Below are 12,990 nucleotides of genomic sequence, written 5' to 3' on the forward strand. Positions count from 1 at the left end.
ATTTAAGCTAGCTTTTTCAACTCATGGCGTTCTTCAATACGTTTTTCAATTTTTTCAATCGCTTGCTTGTCTTTCAGCAATTGTTCTTTATTCTCTCGAATCAATTCCTCAAGAGACTTTTTGTGTTTAATACGCAAGTTTTTACACTCCCTTATCTATATTTGGCCGTTGGACCTTTAATTAAAGAATAACTGTGATAGAATTTTCTGAAAAATACTATCTACCCTTAATATATACCATTTTCATTGTTTTTAAACGTTCGGATTTTGACAATTGTATGAAGTTTACACATCAAGCGACCAATTACTAAGGAGGCAGAAAATAATGACTGTACACAGCTTTCATTTAAAAGCAAATTGGCCGGGACTGCGCAATGACGTAGGCTATATTGAAGCCGGCCAGTTAAAAACCGAGGTATCGATTCCGCCGGAAATGGATGGTCCTGGTATCGGGACGAATCCCGATGAAATGCTGCTTGGGGCTGCCGCTACGTGCTACATGATTACGCTAGCAGCAATGATGGAGCGCAGCGGACTGGAGAAAGAAAGTCTGACAATGGAATCAGAAGGCATCGTTGAAGTAACGAACGGAGTAATTACATACAAAACCATTATCCATCGCCCCGCCATTACACTGACAGCCGACGCCACGGACAAGCATATGTCTCTAGCAAGCAAGCTCGCCAAAAAAGCTGAAACATCGTGTATGATCAGCCGCGCGCTTCAGGGCAATGTCGACATCCAACTAGAGCCTTCCATCCAAAAACTGTCCGGCAGCTAACAGCCAGGCAGTTTTTTTTGCGGAGAGATTTATGCTCGCGATTTTGTCTGTTATGCGCGCAAAGTCTGCTTTTATGCACGCAATCTCAGCCGTTATGCGCGCAAACCATACTGTTGTACTCGCAGACAGGCTATTTATTCACAAACAGCCATCTTTTTCTGCATGTTATCGGAAGAAATCTGTACGTTACTAGCATTCTTACGCGTCTTGTCTGTATAAGAGATACAAGCAATTGGATTTGTCATACAATGGAACTAACAAAGACAACAGCAAGGGGGAACGGCAATGAAGGTATCACTTGATATTGATAGCGATTATGAGGAAACGAGAGTAACCATTCAGTGCAAGGAGGTAGATGATTCCATTAAAGATATACTCGATTTTTTGAAGGGCAGAGAGATAGAGTTTATTGTCGGTAAAAATGGCGAAATGCAGCACATTCTAAAGCCGGCTGTTATTCACTGCTTTTATGCCAGTAAAGATGAAGTGTTCGCTGTCACAGATGATGGTGAATTTAAAGTAAGAGAAAAGCTGTATGAACTGGAACAGCTGCTGTCCCCCAAGCAGTTTGTCCGCCTCTCTAAATCGGTGATTGCTAATCTGCATGAGCTCAGCCGTTTCGAGGCGTCATTTAACGGCACACTTTGTGTTCACTTCAAGTCTGGAAAAAAAGAATATGTCACACGGCACTATGTCAGCTCCATCAAAGCTGCGTTAAAAATTAACAGGAGGAAATCATTATGAAAACCTTTGCAGTCAGAAGTATAGCCGGCATCTTCTTCGGCGCCTTCCTTACTGTCATGATCACCATTTGCCTCATTTATTTCGGAAATAAAGAAATACTTGAAGGCCAGCTATTCATTAAGAATGCCTTCGCTAACATGTTTTGCGGATGGTTTTTCTCGGTTACCCCGCTCTATTTTGAAATAAAGTCTCTTCACCTCTGGCAGCAAACAGCCCTGCATTTCGTCACTGTCACGTTTCTTTACTTCGTTCTTTCCTTCGGAGTTGGCTGGGTTACCCTAAGTATAGAGAGCGTTCTCTCATTTGCCGGCCTGTTCGTTGGCCTATATGCAATCATTTGGATTTGCTTCTACCTTTATTTTAAGAATGAAGCAAAAAAACTAAACGACGACTTACAGCACATTTAATTATCTGCGTGAATGAAGGCAGCTGTATCGCATAAAGCTGAAAATTTGGTAAAAAAAACTGTCCGGCAGCTAACAGCCGGGCAGTTTTTTTACGGAAAGATTTATGCTCGCAATTTTGTCTGTTATGCGCGTAAAGTCTGCTTTTATGCACGCAATTGCAGCCGTTATGCGCGAAATCCATACGGATACGCACGCCGGCAAGCCTTTTATAAACACCTACCCTTTTTTACCTGCTTCACAACAAATTCCCCGCTGGACTGGCTATTACTAAGTGTAATAAGGAGTGAATTAGCGTTCCTCGGCACATTTAGCACGGTTACTTTTAGGGTGATTTCATATTCAATGCCAGGCTTCATTTCTTCTGAAGGCTCAGGAAGGGCCGCTTTTTCTATAGAAACAATATACGCATTTTCAAACTGCGGAAGCCTGACATGGTAGACGCTTCTTATGGATTGCGATATTTGCGGATGGAATTGAGAAATAAGCACGTCTTCCATATCCTCCATGCTTACCTTCTCGGCATTTGCAGTACAGGTGCCCGCAAAAAGGGTTAAAAACAATAACATCATAAAATAAACGGTCTTTTTCAACAGTCTCACCTTTCTTTCACGCTTAGTTTTTTCTAAATGCTTTGCCTTTATGAGCGTTAACTTATGCCACTTGCCAAAAGTGGCTATCCTAAAAGAAAGACGAACAGGAGGAAGAAAAGCATGATTTATGAGCATCCCCGAATTAAGCAGTATGTATTGCAGCAGTACGAAGAATATTTGCAGTTATTCGACGGCAAAATAAAAAGAGAGTATGTACAAACCCGGTTCGGACGGACGCACGTATTGCAGCTTGGAAAAGAGAACGGACGGCCTTTATTCATTTTTCACGGGGCCAATTGCTTGAACCCGATGACCCTTTCCTGGTTTGAGGGGCTGTTTGCGGATTATAAGATTTATGCGCCAGATACGATTGGCCATCCGGGCTTTAGCGATGAAAGAAGAATCAATCCTGAGGATCGCAGCTTCGCCCTCTGGACGAACGATTTATTAAATCATTATGGCATCGATTCCTGTGCCTTCGCTGGTGTTTCTTACGGAGGAGGCATTGTATTGCGGCTTGCTGCTTTTTTTCCAGAGAAAATCAGCAGTTCTATTCTTGTCGTTCCCGCCGGCATTAGCCCCTTCTCTAAATGGTGGACGATTAAACGAATGCTGCTTCCTTTTACTTTGTATCAGCTGAACGATTCAACAAAACAAATCCATGCAGTGGCTGATGCAATGTCTGCCGGCAAAATGAAAACAATTGACCGGGAAATTATTGCTACGATCTTTCAGCATGTCAAACTCGAACATGATTTGCCAAAATTGACGACGAAAGCGGAACTGCAGCGTTATCGCTCTCCAACGCTTATCATCGCCGGCATGCAGGACGTATTTTTTCCGGAAGGCCAGCTCTTCCAAAGGGCGGCTCCTCTTTTTGGCGATTTGCTGGAATGGCGGGCTTATAATATGGGGCACTTCCCTGCTATTCATCATCTGGAAAGAATGAATGAAGATATGAAGGCCTTTCTGCTTCGCCATTATCACTAACTAACTTTTTCCTCTACTGCTGAATGGGAATTTCTGTTACAGTAGGGAAAAAGATGAAAAAACAGAGCATCTACAAAAGCGATCAAGGAAAACAGCTGATTCTGCAGCAATATGAACAATATTTGCAGACCTTGCCTTTACATATAACAAGAGACTATGCACCAACAAGATTTGGCCGGACACATGTTTTAAGAATGGGAAAAGAGGATGGAAAGCCGCTGTTTATTCTCCAAGGCGGCAATTGTATTCATCCGATGACCTTGTCCTGGTTCAGCCCGTTGCTGAAGGATTATAAAGTCTATGCCCCTGATACAATCGGCCATCCGGGCTTTAGCGATGAAACACGGATCTCAGCCAAAGATGACAGCTTTGCCTTATGGCTCAGCGATCTTCTTGATTATTATGATATCGAGCGGGCAGCCTTCATTGGCCCTTCTTATGGCGGAGGAATTATTTTACGGCTCGCTGCTTTTTTTCCTGAGAGAATTGCCTGTTCAGCGCTGGTATCGCCAGCCGGCGTCAGCATCGGCTCAAAACTTAAAATGATAAAAGAGATCTTGCTTCCTTTGTTTCTTTATAAAGCAGGCCATTCATCCCAGCCTCTCGAAACACTTGCCGCTTCCTTGTCTAACGGCAGCGTGCAGGCAATCGACAAGGAAATGATCGGACTGATTTTTACACACGTTTCCCTGGAACAGAACATGCCTAAATTAACAACCCAAAAAGAACTGGCAGGTGCTCGCTTCCCTGCTTTGGTCGTTGCAGGAGAAGGCGATATCTTCTTTCCTGCGGAGAAACTATTTCCAAGAGCGGCCGCTATTTTCGGCGACTTACTGGAATGGCGCGCTTACCATATGGGCCACTTCCCTTCGCCCGCGCACATGGAGAAGATAAACACTGATATAGAAAGCTTTCTAATAAAGCACTATTAGCAAAAGCAAGGGCTGTTTTTCCAAACAGCCCTTGCTCAGCTTATTTTTTCTTTTTACTTTTCTCTTTATTGGCCGCATCGGCGCGATTGAATTCATGCTGGTATAACACCTCTTGCGTATCACTGAGCCCGTTGCTTTTGTCCGTCATTTGCTTGTGCGGTTCTTTTCTCATTTTCCTTCTCCTTTCCTCTGTTTATCCCTTACCTTTCCCAGAGGAAGGAGGCTTTAATCGGACAAAGGCATCATTAGCTTCGAGGCCATAAAATAACCGCTACTCCAAGCAGACAAATAAAGGCACCCGTCCAATCAAAAGAATCAGGCGTCTTTTTATCAACAAGCCAGCCCCAAAGCAAGCTCAAAACGATAAAAACGCCGCCATACGCAGCATATACCCGGCCAAAGCTTGGGAACAGTTGCCACGTAGCAATCACTCCGTATAATACCAAGGCGATTCCGCCAAGCAAACCGTACCAGCCAGGGCGGCCTTCTCGAAGCCACTGCCATATTAAATAGCCGCCGCCAATTTCAGCTATTCCTGCTAAAACAAACAAAGCTGTTGCTCTCATCGCTTTTCTAACTCCTTTTTGGCATTTTCTTCTCATGTTAAACGATGGAATGCGACGCGTAAACCTCGTCGTTTTTTGTATAATCATTCACAGTGGATGTTTTCAAAGTGTCCACAACTTTTAGAAATTTCCTGATGTTTCCGGTTAACGGATTAGGTACAATGAAAGAAAAGGGGGATGAACAATGGACATGACCTACAAAAACATTTTAATTGCAGTAGATGGATCGGATGAAGCAAAAAGTGGATTTGAGAAAGCAGTAGAGATTGCCAAGCGCAATGAGGCGGCTCTTCATATCGTACATATCGTGGACAACGGCTATTTTGCTTCCGTGGAAGCACTGGCCCACGCCTCTATTCCAGACTACAACGAAAAGCAAGGGGAAAAACTGCTTGCAGAGTACAAGGAAGCAGCAGAAGCAGCCGGAGCACCAAGCGTTCACACTATCATGGAAACGGGTTCGCCCAAATCGCTGATTCCAAATAAAATTGCCGATCAGGCTCAAGCTGACTTAATCATCTGCGGGGCAACTGGCATTCATGGCATGGAGCGGGTGTTCCTCGGAAGCGTTTCGGAACGCATCACCCGCACGGCTAAATGCGATGTATTAATCGTTCGCAACTAAAGAAAAAACAGCAAAAGCCTCCTTCACCACCCGTGCTCCAGCCAGCTGTCGATTACATTCTGGCTGGAGCATTTATTCCATCACCTCCGCCTAAGTATTCCTATTGTGCAGCCTCATCGGCGGCATATCTGCATGAACCTTTTCTTCCTTATACACAAAAACGGAGCCCGACAGAAAGCTTTGTCGGGCTCCGTTTTATGAAGATCGCTATCGATCTGAAGAAAACATGTATTGCCGTTCATTGAAGGTCATGGAGAAAATCAAGCTGATGGCAAACATGTTCCCCATCAGTGAACTTCCCCCATAGCTGATGAATGGCAGCGGAATACCTGTGATCGGCAGAAGTCCGATCGTCATGCCAATGTTTTGAAACGCATGGAACGTAATCATCGCAATAACTCCGGCGCACATATACGTATAGTAAGGAATCTTTGTGCCTAAAGCTAGTTTAGTAATATGATAGACTAACAAAAAGAACAGGCTGACGACAATGCTGGCGCCGATAAAGCCGTATTCCTCACCGATGATGCTGAAGATAAAGTCCGTATGGCTTTCCGGAAGATAAACTTCCCGGTAGCCAAACCCTTTTCCCATCGTCTGTCCCGAGCCGATCGCAAGCAACGATCTCGTTAAGTGAAACCCGGTGGAGCTCTCATACGTGTAGGGGTCCAGCCACGAATAAATACGGCCGAACTGGTACTGTTTCACGCCAAGATATTTTTCCAACAGGAGCGGATGCCAAAGCACCATATAGAAAATACCAGCAGTCAGCGCGGCGGCCGAGCCGAACAGCGGCAACAGAATTTTCCAGGTAATACCAGAAACAAAGATCATGCCGAGCAGGATCGATAAAAACACAAGTGATGTTCCAAGGTCAGGCTGCTGCATAACAAGCAGGAGCGGAAACAATGTAACAAGCCCCAGCTTAATAAGCAGCCACATATCGGAGCGAATCGTCTTCACCGGATTTTTTTGATGATGGACGATCAGCACGCGGGCAAGCGTCAAAATTAAAAAAACTTTAATAAATTCCGATGGCTGCAGCGACAATCCCGGCAGCTGAAACCAGCTTTTTGCGCCGTTAATTCGGGGAGCAATGCTTGGCGGAGACACGATCAACAGCATCAGCAGCACAAGGCCAAGACCATATAAATACCAGGCCATGCCCATTAACTGCTCGGAGTCAAACCGGACAACAACCAAAATGATCCCGATGCCGACCATATAGTAAAGAACTTGCTTCAAGACGAAGTTGCTGTCATACTGGCCTGTTGTCTGGGCGCTGTAAATCGCAATGCAACTTGTTATAAACATCATTAACAATATTAATATCAAGCCGTAATCGATACGGCTGGAGTTTTTATTTGGAGAAGTCATGAAAGGATGCCTCTTTCTTATAAAATTACACATCTTACATTATAACGTTAAAGTGTAATTTCACAACAGTTTAACATTGACTAGTATAAGAAAACTGCTGGAAAAAATGGAGCGTCCTTTTCTTTTCCTGCCGCTAATCCCAATGATTGAACACAAGCTCCCCTACAGTACACGGCTGCCAGTGGACAATTTGTCCCATCTCCGCGCTATTCAAGTCATTTTCTTGCCCAACTGAAAACACGGGGGCAGTTCTTATCTTTAACAATTGATTTAATTCTTTCGCTTCACAAACATAAAAGCCTTTAAAGATTTCACTTAACACCGGTTCATCGTAAAAAATAATATGCTTAAAAGACACCGAGGCCGCAAAAGCGATAATTGGATAGTGGGCATTCATCAAAATATGGATTCGCTTCGTTCCATTGTCAAGAACAGCTTCAAAAAAATTCGTATCGACACGCGGCGGCTGAAAGGTTATCAGCTCCGCCTCTATGCTCCGTGCAGCTTCAAAACACAATCTCTTAAAGAGCTTCCCGTCATTTCGCGGGGGCGGATTTTCGCCGCTATTATAAAATCCTGTGATTCCATAGGATAAATGCATCGCACTGCTCCTCTCAATATGTAGAAGTTCTCCCTTATTATAAAAAAAGCAGCCGCTTTCCACTCCCATTTAACAAAAGCTTAAAGAAATTGAAATCTTTTATTTGTCTCCAGCCTGTCCAAGTCATACAATGGAAATCAGAATGATAACTGAAGGAGAATGAAAAATGGAAAGAGTGCAAAGTAAAGATCAGTTTCAACAACTAATTTCCCAAGAAAAACCGGTAATTATGAAATTTACGGCCGGCTGGTGTCCGGATTGCCGCCGCATGGATATGTTCATTGATGATATTATCGCTGAATATACCCAATATGATTGGTATGAAATCGATCGTGATGAATTTCCTGAACTCGCAGAAAAGTATGATGTGATGGGCATTCCAAGCTTGTTAATCTTTAAAAACAGCGAAAAGCAAGCCCATCTTCACAGTGCCAATGCCAAATCACCAGAACAAGTCATTGAATTTCTGCAATCTATCTAAATCCTCTGCGTCCCGGTGCCTGCTGCCGGGACGCTTTTCATCGCAAGGCTGTGGGAGGAGGGCTGCTTTTCTCTCTCAGCCGATGCGCTAAGCTCAGAAACGATAGGACGATGCCTGTCTCCTTATCACTGAGCCTGTGCTTTAAAAGGCTCCTTTTCCTTTTTTTCGGCCAAGCCAGCATGCCGGAATTCACCAGCGAGGATGCCCGCTGCTCCCCCTGACGCATAAGCGAGTGCCCACAATTCATCTGATAACAAAAAGATGGTGAGTGACAAAAGGACATAAACCGGCCATGCATACCAAAGCGACATAAAGAGATGATCCTCTCCCCGTTCCCTCCAAAGGATGCCTTTAGAGAGAACAAACCGGTAAACAGCGGAAATATACAAAAAGAAACAGACGGCTCCTAGCAGAGCGACTCCAGCAAAGGCCCAATCCATATAAAAAGCAATAAGAAAAGAAGTGAAAAACCACACACCAAAGACAACAAGAATATAAGGGTTTATAAGAAATTCTCTGATTTTCATGTTTTTTGCTCCTCTCTTCTTTCTATACCTTATGCGCGCAGCCCGATATAAAGACACGCAACAAAAAAGACACAACATTTTGTTCAATTCTGTTAATAATTTTTGTAAACCTCCGATAACAAAAGAAGAAACAATTCCTTCACAAATCCACAAGGCTCTGCTGCCTTAAAGGATGGGAATTATTAGGAGTGGAAGTATGAACTTTTTGAGAATAAAGCCGAGGAGAACCGCTGAAAGAAGTGGTTCTTCAACAGTGCCGGCAGCCGGGCGGCTGTCGATACGTCCGGGAGACAAGCTGATGAATCAAATTAATATGATCAACTTGTCTGAACGGGACCTAGGCATCGTTAAAACGCTTCAGCCTCTCGTGGAAGAGCACCTGGATTGTATCGTTAACACATTTTACGATGCCATCGGCAAACAGCCCAAACTGCTGGATATTATCAATGAACACAGCAGTGTGGATCGATTAAAAAAAACACTAAGACAGCATATGAAAGAGTTATTCAACGGAGAAATTAATGAAGAGTTTATTGAAAAACGGCGGCGCATTGCCAACGTACACGTGCGCATCGGACTGAAAACACAATGGTACATGTCCGCCTTTCAAGAGCTTTTCAACTCTTTAATTTGGCTGATTTCCCAAGAAGACCGAACAACTGATGAGAAAATCGAAGCTATTTCCTCTGTCTCCAAGCTATTAAATTTAGAACAGCAGCTCGTTCTTGAAGCCTATGAAAACGAAGAAGAGCGGCTCCGCCTGATCGTCCAGCAAAAAAGAGAATCAATGATTGCGAGCGTGCATTCTGTTTCCCAAGAACTTGCTGCTATTTCGGAAGAGACAAGTGCTTCGCTCAAGGAACTCAGCTTAAAGTCTGACTCCATCTTGCAGCTTTCCAAAGAAGGAATGACCCTCGCTGACGAATCGGCCAGCCATTCCGTTCGCGGACAAACCATGCTGAAAGATCAGGGAGAAAAACTGCAAGACATCCGAACAGCTGTCTTGGACATTCAGGCATTCTCCACTGAGCTGAACCACATCGCATCCAGCATCACAGAAGTCATTACTATCGTTGGCAACATTGCCGGCCAGACGAATTTGCTGGCATTGAATGCTTCGATTGAAGCGGCGCGCGCGGGCGAGTACGGCAAAGGCTTTGCTGTCGTTGCGGAAGAAATCCGCAAGCTTTCCGATCAAACAAAAACATCTACTGCAAATGTGTCCGATCATATCATGAAAACAAATCACTTAATCGGCCAAATGAGCCAATCAGTTGATAAAGTAAATGATTTAGTCATAGAAGGCATGGAAAGCATGGGAAAAACAGATGAAGATTTTAACGAATTACTGGAGCTCATCACTAATACGAAAAAGCAAAATCATCGTATTGAAGAAGAGATGGCTCAGCTTAATCGCATCGTCGATGAAATTGACCATGCTTCCCAGGAGGTCGCTAATTCCGCTGTTGCCTTGAGCGACTCGACCGACGACCTTCACCATGACAATTAATACTGAAAAAGCACTCCGCTAGTCGATGGGAGTGTTTTTTTCGCGGTTTTGAGCCCCCTGATACAAGAACGTTTGCCTCTTCACTCCCGGAAACGAAAAAGAAACGTCGAGAAAATAACCTTTCTCCACGCTTTCTTTTCGTTCAAGCCCAACCCTATAAGCCGGGCAAACTCATTTTTAATTAGTTGGCACAACAGCCCATTCCACTTTTTCTTCAATTAACTTAAGCACGCTATTTAATGTAGCATCTTGCTTCTGGCCCTCTTCATAAGCCTCTCTCATAACTGAAAGAAATTGCTGCAGATCTTGTGTCATGTGTTAAGCTCCTTTAGTTTAAAATGTGATTAGGCTGCTTCCTTGTACTGCCCAGGGCGAAGCTGTTCTGTTCCGTCCCGGCAAGTAAGCTTGATGCAAAGAGAACTACTTGTTCCCTTTCCTCCTTTTCCACCTTGTTTCACTTTTTAAACAGAGTCTGCTTAAACTTCCACCCATTCCTCCGCCCATTTAGAGATTTCTTTCATAACAGGCTGAAGCGCTCTTCCTTTCTCCGTCAGCTCATATTCTACACGCACAGGCACTTCTGCATACACCTTCCGGGTAACAAGTTCTTCTTCTTCCATTTCTTTCAAACGCTCTGTCAGCAGCTTGCCGCTGATTGGAAGGTCCGCTTTAATTTCCGAGAACCGTTGCGGCCCGGAAAGAAGCTGATTAATAATCAAGCCCGTCCACCGCTTTCCGAGCATCTGCATTCCCTTTTCAAATTTAGGGCAAAGCTGAAAATTTCCCATCAATTTCACCTCTTCATAGCCTTATTATACCCTTTTTTCTCTAAAAAGAAATCTATTTACTTTAATGAACAAAGTTACTTGACATACCTTTATTTTTATTTTATATTTAGTTACGAAATGTAACAAACGAAGTTTTTAAGCTTTAGTCTATATTCGCCGCCTCTATGGCGGAAAATCATGAAAAGAAAGAAGGAAATGAAAATGGCAAAAGACTTTTATACTGCAGTAGAAGAAAGACGTTCTATTTATGTCATCAGCAAAGATCACGCGGTATCAAACGAGCGTATTCAAGAAGTGGTTGAGTTCGCAGTAAAACACACACCAACTTCTTTTAACTCCCAATCTGGCCGGGTTGTTGTTTTATTTAATCAGCATCATGACAAATTTTGGGATTTAACGAAAGAAACTTTGCGTGAAATTGTTCCAGCAAAAGACTTTGGCCCAACAGAACAAAAAATGGAAATGTTCAAAGCCGGTTCTGGCACCGTTCTCTTTTTCGAAGACGAAGAAGCAGTAAGAGCTCTTCAAGAACAATTCCCGACATACAGCGATAAATTTCCAGAATACTCCCTGCAATCATCCGGCATGCTGCAATTTATTGTCTGGACGGCATTAGAACAAGAGGGCCTCGGTGCTACCCTTCAGCACTATCAGCCGCTTATTGATGAAAAAGTCCGCAACGAGTGGAATATTCCTGCCTCTTGGAAACTTCATGCTCAAATGCCATTCGGCCAGCCCGTGGCACCTGCTGGCGACAAGGAATTCCAGCCGCTGAGCGAACGTATGAAAGTGTTCAAATAAGATCAATAAACAAGGGCTTATCCAGCTATTTTGGCTGAATAAGCCCTTTTTCCATATAAAAAACCTTTCGGTGAAATGATACAATAAGGAAAGAGAAATTAAACAAAAGGCGGTGTCTTTATGTATAAATTTGTGATGCCCGAAATTATTTTTGGCAGCGGGTCAATGAAGCATACCGGGGAAAGCTGTACCCGCCTCGGGGCCAAGCGAGTGCTGATTGTTACGGACGAAGGAGTCACTCAGGCCGGCTGGTCAGACTTGGTGGAAACAAGCTGTCGAGAAGCAGGTCTCGCCTCGTTTCTCTTTTCCAATGTCAGCATTAATCCTAAGGATAAAGAAGTGGAAAGCTGTGCCCGCGCTTATCTGGACTATGAGTGCGATGCTCTAGTGGGAGTAGGAGGCGGAAGCGCAATTGATACTGCCAAGGCAGCCGCCGTGCTTGCGACAAACGGAGGACATATTCGTGACTATGAAGGGGTAGACCGTATTTCTTCACCGCTCCCCCCGCTGGTGATGGTGCCGACAACTGCCGGATCAGGCTCTGAAGTGTCTCAATTTTCTGTCATCCTTGATACAGACCGGCAGAAAAAAATGACGATTGTCTCTAAATCTCTTGTTCCGGATATCGCCGTAGTGGATCCTGATGCTCTTTCGACAAAAAGTTCGTATTTGACCGCTTCTACAGGCCTTGATGTCATCACTCATGCCATCGAATCCTTCGTTAGTGTGGCGGCTACTCCGCTTACAGATGTTCACGCCAAAAACGCCTTGGCTTTATCGTCCCGTTATTTGCGCCCTTCTGTTGCCTCCAAATACAACAAAGAGGCGAAAGAGCAAATGGCAATGGCAAGCCTGCATGCGGGCCTGGCTTTTTCCAATGCTATTCTTGGCGCCGTGCATGCGATGGCTCATGCAATCGGCGGCCGTTACCCTTTTCTTCACGGCGATATTAATGCAGTTCTCCTGCCTCATGTCATGGAGTTCAATCTGCTGGCATCACCCGATAAATTTAAAGAAATCGCTTCTCTCATGGGAGAAGATGTACAATCACTTTCTCCGTCAGCGGCCGGGGAAAAGGCGATCAGCTTTGTCAAAAAGCTATCCATCGACATCGGCGCTCCACTGACATTATCAGAAATGGGATTTGAAGAAGCTTTTATCCCTGAAATTAGTGAAACAGCCTTAGCGGATGCCTGCATGATTACCAATCCGCGCGACATTACTGCGGAGGAAGTGGCCTCGCTTCTCCGCAAAGCTTTATAGGTGACAGC

General features: G+C 44.2%; 19 protein-coding genes. 10 read left to right on the top strand and 9 right to left on the bottom strand.

All coding sequences use genetic code 11. The annotated features are described in order from the left end of the window. Positions 1-2 precede the first annotated feature (2 nt). A complete protein-coding gene (locus B1A98_RS06330; protein WP_082027987.1) occupies positions 3-137 on the bottom strand; it encodes an FbpB family small basic protein in 135 nt (44 codons plus the stop codon). 187 nt (positions 138-324) lie between these two features. Here B1A98_RS06330 and B1A98_RS06335 point away from each other — a divergent pair, with 187 nt between their 5' ends. The 3 genes from B1A98_RS06335 (at position 325) to B1A98_RS06345 (ending at position 1,931) form a co-directional block, all read left to right on the top strand. Then, positions 325-780 carry an OsmC family protein gene (locus tag B1A98_RS06335; protein WP_063384829.1) on the top strand — a complete coding sequence of 152 codons (456 nt, stop codon included), beginning with the start codon at positions 325-327 and terminating at the stop codon, positions 778-780. A gap of 285 nt (positions 781-1,065) precedes the next feature. Next, positions 1,066-1,524: a LytTR family DNA-binding domain-containing protein gene (locus tag B1A98_RS06340; protein WP_063384828.1), complete on the top strand. Its 459-nt coding sequence runs from the start codon at positions 1,066-1,068 to the stop codon at positions 1,522-1,524. Then, on the top strand, positions 1,521-1,931 hold the full coding sequence (locus tag B1A98_RS06345) for a DUF3021 domain-containing protein (protein WP_063384827.1): 411 nt from the start codon (positions 1,521-1,523) through the stop codon (positions 1,929-1,931). Before B1A98_RS06340 ends, B1A98_RS06345 begins: the two co-directional genes overlap by 4 nt. Positions 1,932-2,137: 206 nt before the next feature. Here B1A98_RS06345 and B1A98_RS20380 read toward each other — a convergent pair whose 3' ends face one another. Further along, entirely contained in the window at positions 2,138-2,437 is a 300-nt protein-coding gene (locus B1A98_RS20380; protein ID WP_158286018.1) for a DUF3888 domain-containing protein, read from the bottom strand. A 204-nt stretch (positions 2,438-2,641) separates the two neighbouring features. On the opposite strand from B1A98_RS20380, the gene B1A98_RS06355 reads away from it, so the two are divergent. Both B1A98_RS06355 and B1A98_RS06360 read left to right on the top strand, forming a co-directional pair. Continuing rightward, the gene (locus B1A98_RS06355; RefSeq protein WP_063384825.1) at positions 2,642-3,511 is read left to right on the top strand and encodes an alpha/beta fold hydrolase; all 870 of its coding nucleotides are present in this window, start codon (positions 2,642-2,644) and stop codon (positions 3,509-3,511) included. Between the two features lie 53 nt (positions 3,512-3,564). Further along, positions 3,565-4,443 carry an alpha/beta fold hydrolase gene (locus tag B1A98_RS06360; protein ID WP_063384824.1) on the top strand — a complete coding sequence of 293 codons (879 nt, stop codon included), beginning with the start codon at positions 3,565-3,567 and terminating at the stop codon, positions 4,441-4,443. A 40-nt stretch (positions 4,444-4,483) separates the two neighbouring features. Here B1A98_RS06360 and B1A98_RS06365 read toward each other — a convergent pair whose 3' ends face one another. Both B1A98_RS06365 and B1A98_RS06370 read right to left on the bottom strand, forming a co-directional pair. After that, complete coding sequence (locus B1A98_RS06365) at positions 4,484-4,615, bottom strand: YfhE family protein (RefSeq protein ID WP_087903741.1); 132 nt, start codon at positions 4,613-4,615, stop codon at positions 4,484-4,486. Between the two features lie 73 nt (positions 4,616-4,688). Further along, the gene (locus tag B1A98_RS06370; protein WP_063384823.1) at positions 4,689-5,009 is read right to left on the bottom strand and encodes a YnfA family protein; all 321 of its coding nucleotides are present in this window, start codon (positions 5,007-5,009) and stop codon (positions 4,689-4,691) included. Between the two features lie 184 nt (positions 5,010-5,193). Between B1A98_RS06370 and B1A98_RS06375 the strand changes: the two genes are divergently transcribed. Continuing rightward, on the top strand, positions 5,194-5,634 hold the full coding sequence (locus B1A98_RS06375; protein ID WP_063384822.1) for a universal stress protein: 441 nt from the start codon (positions 5,194-5,196) through the stop codon (positions 5,632-5,634). 207 nt (positions 5,635-5,841) lie between these two features. On the opposite strand, the gene B1A98_RS06380 is transcribed toward B1A98_RS06375, so the two are convergent. Together B1A98_RS06380 and B1A98_RS06385 are read right to left on the bottom strand one after the other, a co-directional pair. Further along, positions 5,842-7,011 (bottom strand): FtsW/RodA/SpoVE family cell cycle protein, encoded by a 1,170-nt coding sequence (locus B1A98_RS06380; RefSeq protein ID WP_063384821.1) that lies wholly within the window; start codon positions 7,009-7,011, stop codon positions 5,842-5,844. Between the two features lie 133 nt (positions 7,012-7,144). Continuing rightward, positions 7,145-7,612 carry a hypothetical protein gene (locus tag B1A98_RS06385; RefSeq protein ID WP_063384820.1) on the bottom strand — a complete coding sequence of 156 codons (468 nt, stop codon included), beginning with the start codon at positions 7,610-7,612 and terminating at the stop codon, positions 7,145-7,147. Positions 7,613-7,778: 166 nt separating this feature from the next. On the opposite strand from B1A98_RS06385, the gene B1A98_RS06390 reads away from it, so the two are divergent. Then, positions 7,779-8,093: a thioredoxin family protein gene (locus B1A98_RS06390; protein WP_041094679.1), complete on the top strand. Its 315-nt coding sequence runs from the start codon at positions 7,779-7,781 to the stop codon at positions 8,091-8,093. A 125-nt stretch (positions 8,094-8,218) separates the two neighbouring features. Here B1A98_RS06390 and B1A98_RS06395 read toward each other — a convergent pair whose 3' ends face one another. After that, positions 8,219-8,620: a hypothetical protein gene (locus tag B1A98_RS06395; RefSeq protein ID WP_063384819.1), complete on the bottom strand. Its 402-nt coding sequence runs from the start codon at positions 8,618-8,620 to the stop codon at positions 8,219-8,221. Between the two features lie 196 nt (positions 8,621-8,816). Here B1A98_RS06395 and B1A98_RS06400 point away from each other — a divergent pair, with 196 nt between their 5' ends. Next, the gene (locus B1A98_RS06400) at positions 8,817-10,130 is read left to right on the top strand and encodes a globin-coupled sensor protein (RefSeq protein WP_158286019.1); all 1,314 of its coding nucleotides are present in this window, start codon (positions 8,817-8,819) and stop codon (positions 10,128-10,130) included. Between the two features lie 177 nt (positions 10,131-10,307). Here the strand turns inward: B1A98_RS06400 and B1A98_RS20385 are convergent, their stop codons facing one another. Both B1A98_RS20385 and B1A98_RS06405 read right to left on the bottom strand, forming a co-directional pair. Next, on the bottom strand, positions 10,308-10,445 hold the full coding sequence (locus tag B1A98_RS20385) for a hypothetical protein (protein WP_158286020.1): 138 nt from the start codon (positions 10,443-10,445) through the stop codon (positions 10,308-10,310). Between the two features lie 161 nt (positions 10,446-10,606). After that, positions 10,607-10,918, bottom strand: a complete 312-nt coding sequence (locus B1A98_RS06405; protein ID WP_041094683.1) for a winged helix-turn-helix transcriptional regulator — start codon at positions 10,916-10,918, stop codon at positions 10,607-10,609. 201 nt (positions 10,919-11,119) lie between these two features. Here B1A98_RS06405 and B1A98_RS06410 point away from each other — a divergent pair, with 201 nt between their 5' ends. Together B1A98_RS06410 and B1A98_RS06415 are read left to right on the top strand one after the other, a co-directional pair. Next, positions 11,120-11,719, top strand: a complete 600-nt coding sequence (locus tag B1A98_RS06410) for a nitroreductase family protein (protein WP_082821738.1) — start codon at positions 11,120-11,122, stop codon at positions 11,717-11,719. Between the two features lie 120 nt (positions 11,720-11,839). Further along, on the top strand, positions 11,840-12,982 hold the full coding sequence (locus B1A98_RS06415) for an iron-containing alcohol dehydrogenase (protein ID WP_041094687.1): 1,143 nt from the start codon (positions 11,840-11,842) through the stop codon (positions 12,980-12,982). Positions 12,983-12,990 lie beyond the last annotated feature (8 nt).

It is taken from the genome of Pseudobacillus badius, from assembly GCF_002189605.1.
Lineage (GTDB): Bacteria > Bacillota > Bacilli > Bacillales > Domibacillaceae > Pseudobacillus > Pseudobacillus badius.

Excerpts from the sequence above, each read along its gene's own strand:
- B1A98_RS06390 (WP_041094679.1), top strand. The coding sequence starts at position 7,779 with ATGGAAAGAGTGCAAAGTAAAGATCAGTTTCAACAACTAATTTCCCAA.
- B1A98_RS06335 (WP_063384829.1), top strand. The coding sequence starts at position 325 with ATGACTGTACACAGCTTTCATTTAAAAGCAAATTGGCCGGGACTGCGC.
- B1A98_RS06380 (WP_063384821.1), bottom strand. The coding sequence starts at position 7,011 with ATGACTTCTCCAAATAAAAACTCCAGCCGTATCGATTACGGCTTGATA.
- B1A98_RS06370 (WP_063384823.1), bottom strand. The coding sequence starts at position 5,009 with ATGAGAGCAACAGCTTTGTTTGTTTTAGCAGGAATAGCTGAAATTGGC.
- B1A98_RS06355 (WP_063384825.1), top strand. The coding sequence starts at position 2,642 with ATGATTTATGAGCATCCCCGAATTAAGCAGTATGTATTGCAGCAGTAC.
- B1A98_RS06395 (WP_063384819.1), bottom strand. The coding sequence starts at position 8,620 with ATGAAAATCAGAGAATTTCTTATAAACCCTTATATTCTTGTTGTCTTT.
- B1A98_RS06375 (WP_063384822.1), top strand. The coding sequence starts at position 5,194 with ATGGACATGACCTACAAAAACATTTTAATTGCAGTAGATGGATCGGAT.
- B1A98_RS06340 (WP_063384828.1), top strand. The coding sequence starts at position 1,066 with ATGAAGGTATCACTTGATATTGATAGCGATTATGAGGAAACGAGAGTA.
- B1A98_RS06400 (WP_158286019.1), top strand. The coding sequence starts at position 8,817 with ATGAACTTTTTGAGAATAAAGCCGAGGAGAACCGCTGAAAGAAGTGGT.
- B1A98_RS06405 (WP_041094683.1), bottom strand. The coding sequence starts at position 10,918 with ATGGGAAATTTTCAGCTTTGCCCTAAATTTGAAAAGGGAATGCAGATG.
- B1A98_RS06360 (WP_063384824.1), top strand. The coding sequence starts at position 3,565 with ATGAAAAAACAGAGCATCTACAAAAGCGATCAAGGAAAACAGCTGATT.
- B1A98_RS20385 (WP_158286020.1), bottom strand. The coding sequence starts at position 10,445 with ATGACACAAGATCTGCAGCAATTTCTTTCAGTTATGAGAGAGGCTTAT.
- B1A98_RS06365 (WP_087903741.1), bottom strand. The coding sequence starts at position 4,615 with ATGAGAAAAGAACCGCACAAGCAAATGACGGACAAAAGCAACGGGCTC.
- B1A98_RS06385 (WP_063384820.1), bottom strand. The coding sequence starts at position 7,612 with ATGCATTTATCCTATGGAATCACAGGATTTTATAATAGCGGCGAAAAT.
- B1A98_RS06345 (WP_063384827.1), top strand. The coding sequence starts at position 1,521 with ATGAAAACCTTTGCAGTCAGAAGTATAGCCGGCATCTTCTTCGGCGCC.
- B1A98_RS06415 (WP_041094687.1), top strand. The coding sequence starts at position 11,840 with ATGTATAAATTTGTGATGCCCGAAATTATTTTTGGCAGCGGGTCAATG.
- B1A98_RS20380 (WP_158286018.1), bottom strand. The coding sequence starts at position 2,437 with ATGGAGGATATGGAAGACGTGCTTATTTCTCAATTCCATCCGCAAATA.
- B1A98_RS06410 (WP_082821738.1), top strand. The coding sequence starts at position 11,120 with ATGGCAAAAGACTTTTATACTGCAGTAGAAGAAAGACGTTCTATTTAT.